General features: G+C 61.9%; 12 protein-coding genes and 1 pseudogene. 9 read left to right on the top strand and 4 right to left on the bottom strand.

From position 1 onward, the window contains the following. The coding region (locus ACEW8G_RS01355) for an AMP-binding protein (RefSeq protein ID WP_373486655.1) at positions 1 to 835 on the bottom strand (835 nt) is incomplete at its 3' end. Positions 836 to 1,114: 279 nt separating this feature from the next. Here ACEW8G_RS01355 and ACEW8G_RS01350 point away from each other — a divergent pair. Both ACEW8G_RS01350 and ACEW8G_RS01345 read left to right on the top strand, forming a co-directional pair. Further along, positions 1,115 to 1,855, top strand: coding sequence for a Crp/Fnr family transcriptional regulator (locus ACEW8G_RS01350; RefSeq protein ID WP_373486654.1), 741 nt, complete (start codon positions 1,115 to 1,117; stop codon positions 1,853 to 1,855). 46 nt (positions 1,856 to 1,901) lie between these two features. Continuing rightward, positions 1,902 to 3,005 (top strand): sensor histidine kinase, encoded by a 1,104-nt coding sequence (locus ACEW8G_RS01345; RefSeq protein ID WP_373486653.1) that lies wholly within the window; start codon positions 1,902 to 1,904, stop codon positions 3,003 to 3,005. 15 nt (positions 3,006 to 3,020) lie between these two features. Here ACEW8G_RS01345 and ACEW8G_RS01340 read toward each other — a convergent pair whose 3' ends face one another. Then, entirely contained in the window at positions 3,021 to 3,428 is a 408-nt protein-coding gene (locus ACEW8G_RS01340) for a response regulator (protein ID WP_373486652.1), read from the bottom strand. A 324-nt stretch (positions 3,429 to 3,752) separates the two neighbouring features. Here ACEW8G_RS01340 and ACEW8G_RS01335 point away from each other — a divergent pair, with 324 nt between their 5' ends. The 6 genes from ACEW8G_RS01335 (at position 3,753) to ACEW8G_RS01310 (ending at position 10,496) form a co-directional block, all read left to right on the top strand. Then, positions 3,753 to 5,570: a DUF885 family protein gene (locus ACEW8G_RS01335; RefSeq protein ID WP_373486651.1), complete on the top strand. Its 1,818-nt coding sequence runs from the start codon at positions 3,753 to 3,755 to the stop codon at positions 5,568 to 5,570. A 236-nt stretch (positions 5,571 to 5,806) separates the two neighbouring features. Further along, a complete protein-coding gene (locus ACEW8G_RS01330; RefSeq protein WP_373486650.1) occupies positions 5,807 to 6,439 on the top strand; it encodes a lysophospholipid acyltransferase family protein in 633 nt (210 codons plus the stop codon). Beyond that, the gene (locus ACEW8G_RS01325; RefSeq protein ID WP_373486649.1) at positions 6,436 to 7,236 is read left to right on the top strand and encodes a DUF1295 domain-containing protein; all 801 of its coding nucleotides are present in this window, start codon (positions 6,436 to 6,438) and stop codon (positions 7,234 to 7,236) included. The genes ACEW8G_RS01330 and ACEW8G_RS01325 overlap by 4 nt, the downstream gene beginning before the upstream one ends. Positions 7,237 to 7,317: 81 nt before the next feature. Next, positions 7,318 to 8,214 carry a hypothetical protein gene (locus ACEW8G_RS01320; protein WP_373486648.1) on the top strand — a complete coding sequence of 299 codons (897 nt, stop codon included), beginning with the start codon at positions 7,318 to 7,320 and terminating at the stop codon, positions 8,212 to 8,214. A 114-nt stretch (positions 8,215 to 8,328) separates the two neighbouring features. Continuing rightward, complete coding sequence (locus tag ACEW8G_RS01315; protein WP_373486647.1) at positions 8,329 to 9,447, top strand: S41 family peptidase; 1,119 nt, start codon at positions 8,329 to 8,331, stop codon at positions 9,445 to 9,447. 92 nt (positions 9,448 to 9,539) lie between these two features. Further along, positions 9,540 to 10,496: a fatty acid desaturase family protein gene (locus ACEW8G_RS01310; RefSeq protein ID WP_373486646.1), complete on the top strand. Its 957-nt coding sequence runs from the start codon at positions 9,540 to 9,542 to the stop codon at positions 10,494 to 10,496. Here ACEW8G_RS01310 and ACEW8G_RS01305 read toward each other — a convergent pair. Beyond that, positions 10,493 to 11,074 carry a type 1 glutamine amidotransferase domain-containing protein gene (locus ACEW8G_RS01305; protein WP_373486645.1) on the bottom strand — a complete coding sequence of 194 codons (582 nt, stop codon included), beginning with the start codon at positions 11,072 to 11,074 and terminating at the stop codon, positions 10,493 to 10,495. The genes ACEW8G_RS01310 and ACEW8G_RS01305 overlap by 4 nt on opposite strands. 98 nt (positions 11,075 to 11,172) lie before the next feature. Further along, entirely contained in the window at positions 11,173 to 12,747 is a 1,575-nt protein-coding gene (locus ACEW8G_RS01300; RefSeq protein ID WP_373486644.1) for a lysine--tRNA ligase, read from the bottom strand. 43 nt (positions 12,748 to 12,790) lie between these two features. On the opposite strand from ACEW8G_RS01300, the pseudogene ACEW8G_RS01295 reads away from it, so the two are divergent. After that, positions 12,791 to 13,114 (top strand): annotated as a pseudogene (locus ACEW8G_RS01295) (ATP-dependent DNA helicase); the annotation flags it as partial.

Below are 13,114 nucleotides of genomic sequence, written 5' to 3'. Positions count from 1 at the left end.
CGGCGGGTGCGGGCATTTCGCCCCTGCGCAGCGCGGCGCGCGCGGCGGCATAGGCGGTGGTCAGGATGTTGGTGGTCATGTTGCGATGACTGCCGAGCGCCCCCTTGGGCTCGCCGGTGGTGCCTGAGGTATAGAAGATCGTCGCCGGGTCATCCGGCGCGATGTTGGCTGCAGGAATGATGGCGTCCGGCAGATCGGCATAAGCGGTCGGCGCGCCGATCACATCCTCAAGCCGCATCGCGATATCGGGCAAGGCAACGTGCGAGCGGCTGACCAGCATCGCGCTCAGCGCCGGAAGCGCGCCCTGATGCGGCATGATCCGTTCCAGCCTCTCGGCATCGGCGATCAGCAGGCGCGCGCCTGAATCGGCGATGCCATAGGCCAGCTCGGCCCCGGTCCACCAGGCATTGAGCGGCACGGCGATCGCGCCGATAGCCACAATCGCAAAGAACGCCACCGGCCATTCGGGCAGGTTGCGCATCGCCAACGCCACCCGGTCGCCCTTGCCGACGCCTGCGTTCTGCAGCGCCTGCGCCAGCGCCGCGACGGCGCGATACCAGCCTTCGTAGCTGATGCGTTCATCTTCATAGATGATAAAGGTCTTGTCGCCATGGATGCGCGCATGTGCGGCCAGCGCGCCGAGGCTGGGCAGCGCGTGTTTCCAGCAGCGGGTCGGCACGCCATCGACATCGACCGTTTCCATCTCGAACGGCTGGCCGCTTGCGCACAGCATGGCCTCAATCGCGTCAAGCGACATCGCGGGCCAGCCAGCAGGCGGGCACCAGTCAGCCGCAACCGGATCGGCCAGCGCGCTATCGGCATCCTTGCAACTCATCGCGACACGATCCTCTCGGTTTAATTTTTTCGATTGTCGCTCAACAATATGGCAACGTCACCGCGCTGCAAGCCCTGATTTATCTGGATCACTGCGGGCGTTTAAGCGTAAAATACGCCGCCTCGGCGGGGTGAATTTAACATGGGTTAATTTTATGTTTTTGCTGGATAATGAGCCTTAACGCATTATGAGCCTTCGTGCCTGGGCGTGATAATATCCGCTCTCTTGGGGAGGCAGCGCATGGTGCGCGGTTTGACCCGGTCTTGTAGGAGCCCGGCCATGTTCGACAGCTGTTTTGTTGCCCGACTTAGCCGTTACATTGATCTCAACGCTTCTGAGAAGGCAGCGATTGCCGATCTTGAGCGCGATCCTCAAAGTTACGCGGCTGGGACAGCGCTGTGGCGCGAAGGCGATGATATCTGCGAGCTTTCCATCGTCCATCAGGGTTGGGCGCTGTCCGAAACCCTGCTGCACGATGGCACGCGGCAGATTTTGCGCTTTCATTTCCCCGGCGATCTGATGGGGGCATCGGGGATCGCCTTTCGCGATGCCGCCGCCAGCATCATCGCGGCCACCGACATGATGGTCTGCCGCTTTCCGCGCCGTGCCCTGGGCGAGACCTTTGCCAGACACCCACGGCTTGCCGCGTTGTTCTTTTCGCTCAGTCAGCTGGAAAGTGTCGATCTGTCGGATCGGTTGCGGGCGCTTGGGCGCAATGACGGCAAGGCGCGGCTCGCGCACCTGTTCCTGTCGATTGCCGCCCGCATGCGCGTTGTCACCGGTGAGCACAAGGCGGAGGTGCGCATGCCGCTGACCCAGACTGATCTGGGCGATGCGGTGGGGCTGACCCAGGTGCACGTCAACCGGTTGATCCGGCAGATGACCGAAGAGGGGCTGATCATCCGCACCCGCAGCACCGTTACGTTGGTCGACGAGGACCGACTGATCGAACTGGCGCGGTTTGTGGATCGATTCAGCACGATCGATTCAAGCTGGTTTCCGCCATCGAACACAGTCTGATACTTGGTCCCGCGCTTCAGCCAAATCCGCCGGTAGAAAGTCCCGTATGAAAGATGTCGATTTTTTCTCCCGCGTTTTTGGTGTGGGCGGTGACATTACCAAGGCCGATGCCGATGCGGCCAATGTAATGCTATCGACGCGCGACGCACTGGAGGGGATGAGCGCTGCTTTCAAGATCCTGACCGACGCGATGCCACAGATGGTTTGGTCAACGCTGGCCGATGGTTACCACGATTACTATAATGCCCGCTGGTACGAGTTTACCGGCGTGCCCGCCGGGTCCACTGACGGCGACGGTTGGAACGGCCTGTTTCACCCCGACGATCAGGCGCATGCCCGTGAGCTGTGGGGCGATGCGCTGGCCTCCGGCGAGCCGTACGAGATCAACTACCGGCTGCGCCATCACAGCGGTGAATACCGCTGGACGCTGGGCCGGGCGCTGCCAATGCGTAACCGCGAGGGCGAGATTGTGCGATGGATCGGCACCTGCACCGATATTCACGAAGCCAAGATGATTGCGCAGGAAAACGAAATCCTCAGCCGCGAACTCAGCCATCGGATCAAGAACATCTTTGCGGTGATCAACGGGCTGATCGGCATGGCGGCACGCCAGAACCCTGAGCAGCGTCCGATGGCGTCCGAACTGCAAGACCGCATCGCCGCGCTGGGCCGCGCGCATGAATTTGCGCGGCCGCACAGCGAGAAATCACGCCCTGAAGCCTTTGCCAGCACGCTCAAGGGGTTGCTGACCCAGATTCTTGGTGCCTATCCGGCGCTCGGTGAAGGGAGATTGACGATACTCGGCGACGATCCCGACATCGATGACCGCAGCGCCACCCCGATTGCGCTCGTGTTCCACGAGCTTGCCACCAATTCCGCCAAATATGGCGCGCTGTCTGCCGCAGAGGGATGCGTCACCATCACCATCCGCGAGATCGGTGATCAAGTTGAACTTGGCTGGGTTGAGAGCAAGGGTCCGGTGGTTGTCGGCGAACCCACACAGACAGGCTTTGGCACCCGTCTGGTGCAACTGGCGATTGGCCAGCAACTCGCCGGGCAGATCGAGCGGCATTGGTTGCGTGAGGGTTTGACAGTCAATATGCGGGTGTCCGCAAATCGGTTGCGCAAGGTAAAAGACGCGCCGGTCTGACCCCCGCCACCTCTGTCAGGCCGCGATTGGCAGCAATCCGGGCGGAGGTATTGCGCTGGGAAAACCGGTGCGCGCCGCAAGCGCAAAGTCAATCGTTTCGGCAACCTGCCTGCTGTCCACCGGCTTGATCAACACCCCCAGGGCACCGGGCACCGGACGCGCGAGCTGGCGTGGGTTGGCGGTGACAAAAATGACCGTGCACCCAAGTTCAGCGCCGAGCCAGGCGCCGATCTCCGGCCCGGTTGCGCCATCGCACAGGTTGATGTCAACCAACGCGATGTCAGGCTTACGCTCTGCAAGGTCGCGTGCCGATTTCCAGTCATCGCCGACGCCCACGACCTTGTAGCCGGCATCTTCTAGCCCAACCTGCATGTCGAGCGCCACGAGAAATTCGTCTTCTATGATGATAATCCGGGCAGACATTGGTTTGTTCGTTTCGGTATTCGTGGATAACGGCTGTGCATATTTGCTGGCCTTCGAAAGATTAAACCAACCGCGTGGCATAAAGTTTCATCGTATTGTTGATATACGTTAATTTAGATTTTCGATTAGAATGCTATGAGGTCATCGATCGCAAGCTGTGTCCTCACACAATGCCGTTCTACCAACCGCCGCAGTGTTTCGACAGGCCGCGTGTCTGGTCATTGCGCCACCGGTAACCACGTGATAGCAAATGGAAATCGTGCAGATTTGCGCTGGTGCAAAGCCTGTCGCTCAACGTTCTCGCTCCGGAAAGACTCCCCTTTCATGCCGACACTTCGCCAGACTGCCCTGCTGCTTGCCAGCGCCGCGCTTGCTGCGCCGATGGCAGCCAGCCCTGTTCTCGCACAAACCACTCAGGCGGCACCGCAAAGCGAGGATGACCGGCTGGCCGCATTGTTCGCCGCCGATGATGAGGCCAACCTTGTGCGCAACCCGATCAGCGGCCTGTTTCGTGGCGATCTGCGCTATGCCGACCGGCTGGGCGACTATGTATCCGACGCTTATTTCGATGGCGAACGCCGCGCGGCGGAAGGCAACATGGCCGCGCTTGCCAAGATTGACCGCGCGCGGCTCACCACAGTGAACCAGATCGCCTACGACATTTTCAAACGTAATCAGCAAGATGCCATCAAGGGACTCTCGCCCGAGTTTCTGCCGCTCACCGCTGTGCGCCCGATCAACCATTTCTTTGGCTTCCACACGTTTTACCCCAATTTCGCATCGGGCACCGGCTCCGCGCCGTTCAAGACCGTGACTGACTATGAAAACAACCTGAAGCGCCACAAGGAGTTCGTGGTGCTGCTGGACCGGTCGATCGAGCGGTTCAAACAAGGGCAGGCGTCGGGCGTGGTAGAAACCAAGCTGACGATCCGCAATGTGATCGAACAGCTTGACACGCAGCTTGCCCAGGCGCCGACAGAATCGCCCTATTACGGCCCGGTCAACACCTTCCCTGCCGATTTCAGCGATGCCGACAAGGCACGCTTCACCGCCGCCTATGCCAGCATCATCACCAACGATATCTACCCCGCCTACAAGCGACTGCGCGACTATCTGGCCGATGATTATCTCAAGGATGCACGCGAGGGCGTTGGTCTCAAATACATGAAGGGCGGCGATGCCCTGTATGCCTTTTTGATCGAGCAGACCACCACGCTGCCGCTGGCCGCCGATGAGGTCCATGATCTGGGGCTGAGCGAAGTCAAGCGCATCCTGAGCGAGATGGATTCGATCCGCGCAGAAGTTGCGTTCAAGGGCACGCTCAACGAGTTTTTCGATCACCTGCGCACCGACCCCAAGTTCAAGGCCCCGACCCGCGAGGCGCTGACGCAAGGCTATTATGACATCGGCAAACAGGTCGATGCGGTCATCTCGACCCAGTTCAAGGTGCTGCCGGCCACGCCGCTGGAAATTCGCCCCTATGAGGAATTCCGCGAGAAATTCGAGGCAGGTGGCAGCTATCAGAGCGGCAATCCGGATGGCTCGCGCCCCGGCATCTTCTATTTCAACGCCTATGATCTGCCCAGCCGCACCACCCCGGGCATGACCACGCTGTATCTGCACGAAGGCGCCCCCGGCCACCATTTCCAGATCAGCCTGGCGCAGGAAAACGAAGCACTGCCGGCGTTCATGCGCTTTGGCGGCAACACCGCCTATGTCGAAGGCTGGGCACTGTATTCAGAAAAACTTGGCTATCCGATGGGGCTGTTCAACGATCCCTATCAGCGCTTTGGCCATCTAGATGACGAGATGCTGCGCGCAATGCGGCTGGTGGTGGATACCGGCATCCATTCGAAAGGCTGGACGCGCGAACAGGCGATCAAATACATGCTCGACAATTCGTCGATGGGCGAAACCGACGCCACCGCCGAGGTTGAACGCTATATCGCGATCCCCAGCCAGGCGCTCGCCTACAAGATCGGCGCGCTGACCATCCAGCGACTGAAAGCGAAGGCTGAGAGCGAACTGGGCACCAGGTTCGATCCGCGCGAATTTCACGACCAGGTGCTGAACACCGGCGCGCTGCCGATGACCATATTGGAAGACAAGATCAACCGCTGGATCGCCGCGACCAAGGGTTGACCATTCTCCTCAAACCCCTCTCCTTCGGGGGAGGGGCAAGGGGTGGGGCGGTTACAGCGCGCCATTGCCGATGTAATCATTCTGCTTGCCCGGCGGCCCCACCCCAACTCTGCCCTGCAGGGGAGGGGCTATTTATTGGTTTTGCTCCGGAATATCCGATTGCCAGCCGCAACGTGAACCTGCAATCTACATTCGCCACGCGTACAGGCGCGGGCGGGGGGTGGATTTGCAAACCTATGAAACATGAGAGCGGGGCGGCATTGCGCTATGGCCGGGAACGCGCGCCAACGATTGCAAGCCGGTTGATCTACGCGGCGCTGCTCTGGTTTTATCGCCGCCGTGGCTGGCGCGCCGAGGGCGAGGTGCCTGCGCCGCGCCGTTTCGTCATCATCGCCGCGCCACACACCAGCAACTGGGATTTCCTGTATTTCCTAGGCCTGACCACCGACATCGGCATCAAGGCGCATTTCATGGCCAAGACATCGCTGTTCCGCTGGCCGCTGGGTCGGTTCATGCGTGATATGGGCGGGGTGCCGGTGGAGCGCGACGCCAGCCGCGGCCAGGTGCAGCAAATGATCGATGAGTTCACCCGGCGCGAGGATTTCATGCTGACCATCGCGCCAGAAGGCACGCGCGGCAACGTCCGCCAGTGGCGCACCGGCTTTTACCAGATTGCACTAGGCGCGGGCGTGCCGCTTGTCTGCGGCCTGATGGACTACAAACGCAAGGTCGGCGGGCTTGGCCCGGCGATCATGCCCACAGGCGATTACACTGCCGACATGGCCAAGGTGATGGCCTATTACCAGAGCGTCACGCCGCGCCATCCGACGCGCGCAAGCACCGACATCATCAGGGACAGCATAGTGTGACCGACGCCATCCCCATGCTGGTGCACAATCTGGTGCTGATCTTCGGCGTCATGCTGCTGCTGTGGATTCTCGCGGTGGCGATCAGGGATGTGTCGTTCATCGATGCGGTCTGGCCGATGGGCATGGTGCTGCTGGCGGGCGTCACGTATTGGCTGCTGAGCGCGCAAAGCCCGGTGGCATCGCTGCTGCTGGTGCTCACCGCGATCTGGGGGCTGCGGCTGGGGCTGCACCTGTTTGTGCGCTGGCGGCGCAATGGTGTGGACCCGCGCTATGCGAGAATCATGGCATCGGCGAAGGAGAAAAAGGGCTGGAGCTTTGCCAAGACTGCGCTGCTGCAGGTGTTCCTGCTGCAGGGGCCGCTGCTGTTCATCGTCTGCCTGCCCGCACAACTGGGCATCTGGCGCGGTGGTGAGATCACGACGCTGGCGCTTGTGGGCGCGGGCGTGGCGCTGATCGGTATCATCTTTGAAACCGTGGGCGATCTTCAGCTTGAAGCGTTTCGCGCCAGCCCGGCGAACAAGGGCAAGGTGCTCGACACCGGCCTGTGGCGCTACACCCGACACCCCAATTATTTCGGCGATGCCTGCACCTGGTGGGGGCTGTGGCTGATCGCGGTCTCGACCGGCATCGACGTCGCGCTGGCCAGCGTGATCGGACCGCTGTTCCTCAACTTCACCCTGGTCAAATGGAGCGGCGCGGCGCTGCTCGAGCGCGGGCTGAAGAAGACCCGGCCCGATTATGCCGCCTATATCGCGCGCACATCAGCCTTCATCCCGCGCCCACCCAAAGGGGGTTAGAGCGGGCCGTTTGCCTCGCCTAACCGGGCATTAAACATTCGGCATTATGGTGACGCCAACGTCCACTGCAGGCGATGCCCGATGACCAAGCCCCTGAACGACCTGAGCGCGATGATCCGCGATGCGCGCGCGATCGGCCCCGATGAAACGCTGGCGCTGCGCCGCGCCGTTTGGCCCGACGGCCAGATCAGCGCTGATGAGGCCAATATCCTGTTCGATCTCAACCGCACCAGCGCTGCGCGCAGCGCCGAATGGGTCGATTTCTTTGTCGAGGCGATCACAGCCTATCTGGTCGAACAGGTCGCCCCGCGCGGCTATGTCAGCGATGACAACGCCGCCTGGTTGATCAGCCAGATCGATCACGACGGCCATGTCGATACGCTCGCCGAGCTCGAGCTGATCGCCAAGGTCATGGAACGCGCGGAAAACGTGCCCGAGCCGCTGAAGCGCTATGCCCTCACCCAGATCGCCGACGCGGTGATCGATGGCACCGGCCCCACCCGCTGCGGCAACAGCTTGAAGCCGGGCAGCATTGGCACGGCAGAGGTCGCAATGCTGCGCCGGGTGCTCTATGCGCAAGCCGGGCTGTCGCCTGCGCACATCGGCCGCGAGGAGGCAGAGCTATTGTTCCGCCTGAAAGACGCAACGCTGGACGGCGATAATGCACCCGAATGGCAGACGCTGTTTGTGCAGGCGCTGCGGCTGCACATCATGACCGACCCCGCCTATCGCCTGCTCAGCCGCGACGAGGCCATACGCCTCGACAGCTTCATGGCCGACACCAGCAGCAACGTCGGCCGCTTCATGGGCCGTATGGCAAAATCCTTTGGCCGCAAGGGCTTGCCGCAGCGCAATTCCACGCCCCCTGCCACGCTGTATCCCGCCTCCAAAAAGCATTGGCTCGCAGCGAGCATCCATATCGATGGCGTGATCGATCCGATGGAACAGGCCCTGCTCGACGCGCTGGCGAACGACTGATTCGCTTACGATTACGTCTGTCTTCGTCAGGCGTGGCTTTGTCGAAATGCTAGCGCCGAAACACGCTTGCGCATTAATGTGGGCAGGTCACCCACGCACACAGGACTCTGCCCGATGACCTATGCTCGCTTTCTGTTCGGTGTTGCCGTGCTGCCGCTGTGCATTGGTGCGTCATCACTTATCGCGCAACCGGCATCTCAAGCGGGTGAACCTGCGACGGAAGCTGAACCAGCGCCGGTGGAGCAGCCCCGCACCTTGGCGAACGCTCTCGCAAGCACACTGGAGGCACAATTCGTCTATCCCGATATCGGTAAATCCTATGCTGACACGTTGCGCAAAAATGCAGACGCCGGCCAGTACGATGGCCTGACTAACCGCGTTGCGCTTGCCGAGCGGCTGACCAGCGACCTGCTGGCAATTTATCCCGATCGTCACCTAAGGGTTTTGGACAGAGCGCCAGACCCGTCCACACGCCGCGCCCCAACACCAGGGGCAAAGCCTGTCGGGCCAGTCGAACATGCGGGCTGGATTGCGCCGGGGGTAGCTTTTGTGCGCTTCAACCTATTTCCCGGCGAGGCGGAAACTGTGGCGGCAGCAGCCAAATTCATGGCTGACCATTCCGATGCGAAAGCCATTATCTTTGATCTGCGCACCCATCGCGGCGGCGGCGTCGCAGAAATGGATGAGATTTTTCCCTGGCTGTTCAACGAAGAAACGCGGTTGGTGACCATGGCGACACGGCGGTCGGTCGCGGAAACAAAGGGAGCACCGATGAGCAATAGCGCCAGTATGCGCGCCGTCGATGCCGATCCTGGCTTTGTCACGTTTGAACACTGGGTCAAACCCGGTGCGAACAAAGCGTTGTACAAGGCAAAGGTGTTCGTGCTCAGCGCGCCCCGAACGGCATCTGCTGCCGAACATTTCCTGCTGGCGATGAAGCACACTGGCCGCGGTACGATCATCGGCAGCCCCAGTGCCGGCGCCAACCATTTTGGCGGTATCCAGAGCATCGGTGAAGGGTTTACCGCGTTCGTTCCGGTCGGCCGTACCTATGATCCGGCGACGGGCAAGGATTGGGAAACCAACGGCGTCGAGCCCGACGTCGTCGTCGCGCCAGAAGCTGCGCTGGTTGAAGCACTGGTGCTGGCGGGCGTTGACCGCAAGGATGCCGAACGGCTGTCAGCCAACGTCGCGCCAAGCCTGCCGATGGTGCCGGTGCGGAAGCCAGCGTGACGTCGCACCCATCGACGATGGGACACGCACCGCCAAGCTGGCCTTGCTTCTGCAACCATGCTAACTTGACGCAAACGTCAAGCAAACGAGGCATGAGAATGGCGCTGGTCAAGGCGGCGAATCCGACACAGGTGTTTGGGCGCGATGTGTTCAAGGCATTGACCACGGTCTCGCGCTGGAAGGGTCTTGCGCTGGTCGCGCATGGCTGGCTGCTGGCGTTCGCGCTCGCCTGGGGCGCAGCATATCTCGCGACATGGTGGGCGTGGCTGCTCGCGGTCATCCTGATCGGCGGGCGGCAGCTGGGCCTTGCCATCCTGATGCACGAGGCGGCGCATGGCCTGATGCACCCCAATCGTGCCATCAACAACGCCGTCGGCCAATGGCTGACGGGTGTGCCGGTGGGGACGGATCTGCACGCTTATCGCACCTATCACCTCACCCATCACCGCTACACGCAGCAGCCCGAAGACCCCGATCTGTCGCTGTCCGCCCCCTTCCCGACAAGCCGTGCCAGCCTGATGCGCAAGGTGCTGCGCGACCTGACCGGATTGACCTTCCTCAAGCAGCGTGGCGGGCAGCTGCTGATGGCGCTCAAGGGCTTTGGCCCGGCTGCAAAGGACCAAAATGTCTTTGTCGGCAAGGTGTTTGCGCGGTTTCTGGCGGCGCAGATCGTGCTGCTGGGCCTGTCGTTTGCGACCGGCATCGGCGCTTTACCCTATCTGATCTGGCTGATCGCGCTGGCGACGACCTTCCAGCTGTTCCTGCGCATCCGCAACATCGCCGAGCATGCCTGCACCAGCACCGGCAGCCACGACCCGTTCACCCATGCGCGCACCACGCACGCCAACCTGCTGGAGCGCGCGTCGGTCGCGCCGTACTGGGTGAACTTCCACAGCGAGCATCACCTGTTCATGGGTGTGCCATGTTACAATCTGCCCGCCGCGCATAAGGCGCTGATCGCAGGCGGCCATGCAGAGCGGATGACGATCGCGCCGGGCTATTGGGACGTGATCAGAACGGTCACCCGGCGCACGCCGCAAACGGTTTAGGCAGGCTCGGTTGTCCGGTCCGCCGTGGCCAGCACCGCCTTGGCAATCGCTGCGATGAACTGGGGCAAATCTTCGGGCGAGCGGCTGGTGATGATGCCGCGATCCTCAACCACCGCCTCGTTGACGACCTTGGCGCCGGCGTTGCGCAAGTCCGTGCGGATCGATCCGTAGCTGGTAACGGTCAGCCCCTCGACCAGCGATGCCTCGATCAGCAGCCACGGTGCATGGCAGATCGCCGCGATCGGCTTGCCCGCATCGGCAAAGGCGCGGACCAGCGCAACCGCGCTCTTGTTGGTGCGCAGGACATCGGGGTTGATCTGACCGCCGGGCAAGACGAGCGCGTCATAGTCTGATGCGCTGATGTCCGGGATGACATGATCGACCGCGACCGATTGGCCCCAGTCCTTTTTGTCCCAGCCCCGGATCGATCCAACGTGCGGCGCGACGACATGCACGCTCGCGCCCGCTGCGCGCAATTGTTCAAGCGGCTGGCACAGCTCGGATTGCTCAAAGCCATCGGTGGAAAGGATACAGATGCGGCGGCCGGAAAGATCGGGCAATGTGGGGTTGAGGGGCATAAGGTGCGTCCTTTGCTATGGCTTGGATATGCTGCACCTACGACCCGCCCGTGCCATTGTTCCCTTGTTCCAGGCATCTCGGCCGGTCTTTGCACGGATCAGACGAGAGCCTCGGCAATCAGGGTGCGGGTATTGGCGATGCCGTACAACGCGATGAAGCTGCCCATGCGCGGCCCCTGCTCTGACCCCAGCAGCGTTTCGTACAACGCCCTGAACCAGTCGCGCAGATTGTCGAAGCCATACGCCTCGTCCTTGCCGATGGCATAGACGATGTTCTGGATGTCCTCCGCCGTCGCATCGGCGGGCAATGCCGCCAGATCAGCATCGAGCCGCTGGAGCGCATCGACCTCTGGCCCCGCAGGCGCGCGGCGCCTGAGCGTTGGCGCGATGAAATCCCGGCCATAATTGACCGCGTTGCCGATCAGGCCGTCGAGCTCGGGATGCGTTTCAGGCGATACGCCCGGCGCGTACTTCTGCACAAAGCCCCAGACCAGATCCTTGTCTCCCATGCCCGGCAGGCTGACGACATTGAGCAACAGCCCGAAGCTCACCGGCAGTGATCCCACGGGCACATTGCCGTGGTGGATATGATGCACCGGGTTGCCCAGACGCTTGTCGGCGTCTTGCTCGTGCCAGTTGTCGCGAAACTGCGCATATTCGTCGACAGCACGCGGAATGACGCTGAGGCCGAGCTGCTTGGCCGCCTTGGGCTCGCGGAAGATATAGAATGCGAGGCTGTTCTCGCTGCCATAGCGCAGCCATTCGTTGATCGACAGGCCGTTGCCCTTTGACTTGGAGATCTTCTCGCCCTTTTCGTCGAGGAACATCTCGTAGATCATGCCTTCGGGCTTCTGGCCGCCGAGCACGCGCGCGATCTTGCCCGACTGGACGCCGCTGTCGGTCAGGTCCTTGCCGTACATCTCGTAATCGACGCCCAGCGCGACCCAGCGCATCGCCCAGTCGACCTTCCACTGCAGCTTGGCCTGCCCGCCCAGGATCGACTGCTCGATGGTCTCGCCATCATCGACAAGGCGCACGATTCCCGCCTCGGCGTCAACCACCTCGACCGGCACCTGCAGCACCACGCCCGATTTGGCGCTGATCGGCATCACCGGCGAATAGGTCGCCGCGCGTTCGGCGCGCAGCGTCGGCAGCATGATGTCGAGGATCGCCTGATAGTTGCGCAGCACCCCGCGCAGCGCCTCGTCAAAATGCCCGCCCCTGTAGCGCTCGGTTGACGAGATGAACTCATAGTCGAAGCCGAACCGGTCAAGAAACGCGCGCAGCATCGCGTTGTTGTGGTGCGCAAAGCTTTCGAACTTTTCGAACGGATCGGGAATCTTGGTGAGCGGCCTGCCGAGATACTCTTTTAGCATCGCCTGATTGGGCACATTGTCGGGCACCTTGCGCAGCCCGTCCAAATCGTCGCTGAACGCCACCAGACGCGTCGGCGCGCCGCCTGTCAGCGTCTCGTACGCGCGCCGCACGAGGGTCGTGCGGAACACCTCCTGAAACGTGCCGATGTGTGGCAGGCCTGACGGGCCATAGCCGGTCTCGAACAGCACCGGGCCTTGCGCCCCGGGCTTGCCCTGCGGGTAGCGTTTGACCAGCTTGCGCGCTTCCTCGAACGGCCAGGCCTTGGATCTCACGGCTGCCTCGCGATACGCGCTCACATGTGTTTCCTTTTCGTTCCGATGCCGCCATAAGGGCATGGCAATGCCCGCTTTCCTAACCTTTCCCGCGCTCCATGCAAGCCATAGCGCAATCTGGTTCGCCGCGCCCGGACAGGCGGCAACCCGGATATCAAAGGGCGAGGCGATAGGCCGCGCGGCGGAGACCCCGATGATCCTGCTCAACGCGCCATTGGTCGCGCAGCGGCTGGGCTATCCCGAACTGTCGGGGCTCGATGTGCTTGAGCTGTTCGCGTTCGTGCATCCGGCGCAGTTCATGGTGCCGACGCCGATGGGGCTGGTGCGGGCTTTGGGGCTGGAGGTGCCGATTTCACCGCCCTACCCGGTCCCCCGCGCAGGTGGATCGCCT

Source organism: Blastomonas sp. (assembly GCF_041747255.1).
In the GTDB taxonomy this organism is placed as follows: domain Bacteria; phylum Pseudomonadota; class Alphaproteobacteria; order Sphingomonadales; family Sphingomonadaceae; genus Blastomonas.
This window is presented reverse-complemented; position numbering and strand designations above follow the sequence as displayed.

Coding starts and splice junctions, on each gene's coding strand:
- ACEW8G_RS01350 (WP_373486654.1), top strand. CDS start 1,115: ATGTTCGACAGCTGTTTTGTTGCCCGACTTAGCCGTTACATTGATCTC.
- ACEW8G_RS01345 (WP_373486653.1), top strand. CDS start 1,902: ATGAAAGATGTCGATTTTTTCTCCCGCGTTTTTGGTGTGGGCGGTGAC.
- ACEW8G_RS01340 (WP_373486652.1), bottom strand. CDS start 3,428: ATGTCTGCCCGGATTATCATCATAGAAGACGAATTTCTCGTGGCGCTC.
- ACEW8G_RS01335 (WP_373486651.1), top strand. CDS start 3,753: ATGCCGACACTTCGCCAGACTGCCCTGCTGCTTGCCAGCGCCGCGCTT.
- ACEW8G_RS01330 (WP_373486650.1), top strand. CDS start 5,807: ATGAAACATGAGAGCGGGGCGGCATTGCGCTATGGCCGGGAACGCGCG.
- ACEW8G_RS01320 (WP_373486648.1), top strand. CDS start 7,318: ATGACCAAGCCCCTGAACGACCTGAGCGCGATGATCCGCGATGCGCGC.
- ACEW8G_RS01315 (WP_373486647.1), top strand. CDS start 8,329: ATGACCTATGCTCGCTTTCTGTTCGGTGTTGCCGTGCTGCCGCTGTGC.
- ACEW8G_RS01310 (WP_373486646.1), top strand. CDS start 9,540: ATGAGAATGGCGCTGGTCAAGGCGGCGAATCCGACACAGGTGTTTGGG.
- ACEW8G_RS01305 (WP_373486645.1), bottom strand. CDS start 11,074: ATGCCCCTCAACCCCACATTGCCCGATCTTTCCGGCCGCCGCATCTGT.